The sequence below is a fragment of the Bacteroidota bacterium genome, from assembly GCA_034723125.1.
Lineage (GTDB): Bacteria > Bacteroidota > Bacteroidia > CAILMK01 > JAAYUY01 > JAYEOP01.
This window is the reverse complement of the sequence record JAYEOP010000318.1, coordinates 1-2681: the sequence shown is the minus strand read 5'-3', so window position 1 is coordinate 2681 and position 2681 is coordinate 1. Positions and strand designations below refer to the sequence as shown.

Below are 2681 nucleotides of genomic sequence, written 5' to 3'. Positions count from 1 at the left end.
CAAATTCCAAATAAACAAAACTTGTCCGTATGGATCATCAAATAAACAAATCAACAGATAAACAATTCTTTCATCAGATTGCTTCAGTCATACTTCCTTCGCAATGACGGTATCTTGGAGCTTTCAATTAAAGAAGTCGGCAGTCTTCAGTCGGAAGTCAAATTACCAATCCTAAAACTTCCAATGTAATAATTTGAGTTTTTACCTTATAATTTCTCCTCAAGGAGAAAACACAAAAGAGGTAAAAAAGAAGCAAAAACTCAAATTATGGAATCGCTAATAAATAAAAAGTTGAAATTGAAATTGAGTTTTCATAGCAACTTTATTTGACTCACTCTCCTGTCCCTCTCTGCAAGCAAAGAGGGATGATACATTGATAAACTTTCAACAATATTTTTTGAAAAATCAATTCTGTAAAAAACAACTAATACTAAACCGTCATCAAATTAATTAAGAAGAAACTAGTATTATGCCGATGGATTAGCATGTTAAGAAAATTTATTTTCTTTTACATGATAACCTTTCGGTATAATACCAAACAATACTGTGAAAATTTTAACTTTACCGCTTACTCCTTCTTTATTTTTAGAGAAGGCAGGGATGAGTTTAAAAAATATAAAGTTAAAATTTTCGCCATTTCCAGCACCCTAACAAACAATTTAAAAAAAATCTACATTTTTCCGTTACCTTTTCCCTTTTAATTGTACTAACAAATAATTAAACAATTTTTTTATGGATTTTATTTTACGTACTTTTGAATAATATTTCTATTTAGCATATATAAATGAAAAAACTATTAATCATATTTTTTTTGATAACTGTTTCGTTAAATTCTTACGCACAATTAGAGGCTAAAAATTGGTATTTTGGAGTTTGTCAAGGAATGAAGTTTGAAAGCAATAGTCCCACTCCTATTTATGACAGTAAGATGTATGGGGGACGGGGTACTTCCACTATATCGGACAAAAATGGTAATTTGCTTTTTTATTCCAATGGCAATACAATATGGAATAAAAATCACGATACCTTGAAAAACGGTTATGGTCTAAATAATTCAAGTGCTTGCGATCAATCCCCAATGATTATTCCTCATCCTGGGGGGAATCCTAATATTTATTATCTTTTTACCGTACAGTATCCATATCTGGGGCAAAACCTTACAACCGAAGGTTTTTGGTATCATATACTTGATATGACAAAAGATAATGGAAATGGGGAAATAGTTTTGAAAAACAAGAAAATATGTTCAAATGTAAATGATAAAATTGCAGCAATTCTACATGCCAACAGGAAATCGGTTTGGATATTGGTTAAGGATTTTAATTCTAACAAATTAAAAGCATATTTGCTTAAAAACACAGGTTTAGATACAACCCCTGTTATTTCTTCAGTAGGAACATATACCGGAAGTGTTTGGGGTGATGGGGGTGGACAAATGAAATTTTCACCTTCAAGCAAAAAACTGGCTAATGCAATTTATAGGACTGGGGAAGTTGACATTTTTGATTTTGACAACAAGACCGGAAAAGTTTCAAATTGCATTACTATTGACAGTATTCCACAGGTTGAAGGTCATGACAGAACTTATGGTATTGAATTTTCGCACAATGAAAAATTCTTGTATTTTTCAGTTGATGGTGCCCCTGGTCAACTATACCAAGTAGATATTTCTTCGGGAATAGATAGTATAATCAAACAATCACTTTTTGCTGTTTATATTAATAATTATAGTAATGACTATTACTGCCTACAGATAGGTCTTGATAAAAAAATATATTTAGCACGACCGAACTATTATTTAGGTTGTATTAATAAACCAGACTTAAAAGGTAATGCCTGTAATTATGTTGATTCAGCTATAAAATTCAATAATGGTGTTGGAATGTCCCTCCCCACCTTTCTCCAATCCTATTTTTACCTCCCTGATATAGAAATTGAAAACACCTGCTTGGGGGATTCAACAGCATTCAGTTTAAAAGACACTTCCAATATTGATTCAGTTTACTGGTATTTTGGGGATAGTAATTATTCATGGCAGTTTTATCCTAAACATGTGTATTCAGATACGGGTATTTATATAACAAATGCAGTTATTTTCTACGATAATACCAACGATACTTTTGAAAGGGAAATAAGAATCAGCAATTATGCTTATGCTAATTTTGGTATTGCGGATAACTCGCAGTGTTTGCTTGGCAATGAGTTTTATTTTTATGATTCATCCACCGCTATAGACGGTAGCATGACCTACGAGTGGGATTTCGGGGATAGTACAGGCTCTTTTCAACAAAACCCTGTAAAGTCATTTTTAGTTGCTGATACATTTAATGTTAAATTAACGGTTACTTCATCTTATGGTTGCGAAACCTCAAAAACCAAAGAACTTTATGTACAGCCAATGCCGGAGACAAAAATAAACATAAACGACACAGCCCAATGCTTCAACGAAAACAGCTTCACATTCTTAAACCCAAGTGATTCCTTAAATTTAAATGTTTCAAAAACATGGTATTTCGGAGACGGCAACACATCAAATGCTGATACAGCACAACACATTTATTTAATTGCAGATACTTTTAATGTGGTTTTAATTGAGGAAACAAACCAAGGTTGTAGGGACACGGCTACGAGAGAAATAATTGTCTTTCCAAGTCCTGTTACAGATTTTTCGGTTAATGATT

The 2681-nt window shown here is 32.4% G+C and carries 1 protein-coding gene; it reads left to right on the top strand.

Translation table 11 applies throughout. From position 1 onward, the window contains the following. Positions 1 to 784: 784 nt before the first annotated feature. Positions 785 to 2681 (top strand): PKD domain-containing protein (locus U9R42_08955; GenBank protein ID MEA3496147.1); only part of this gene is annotated, 1897 nt, incomplete at its 3' end.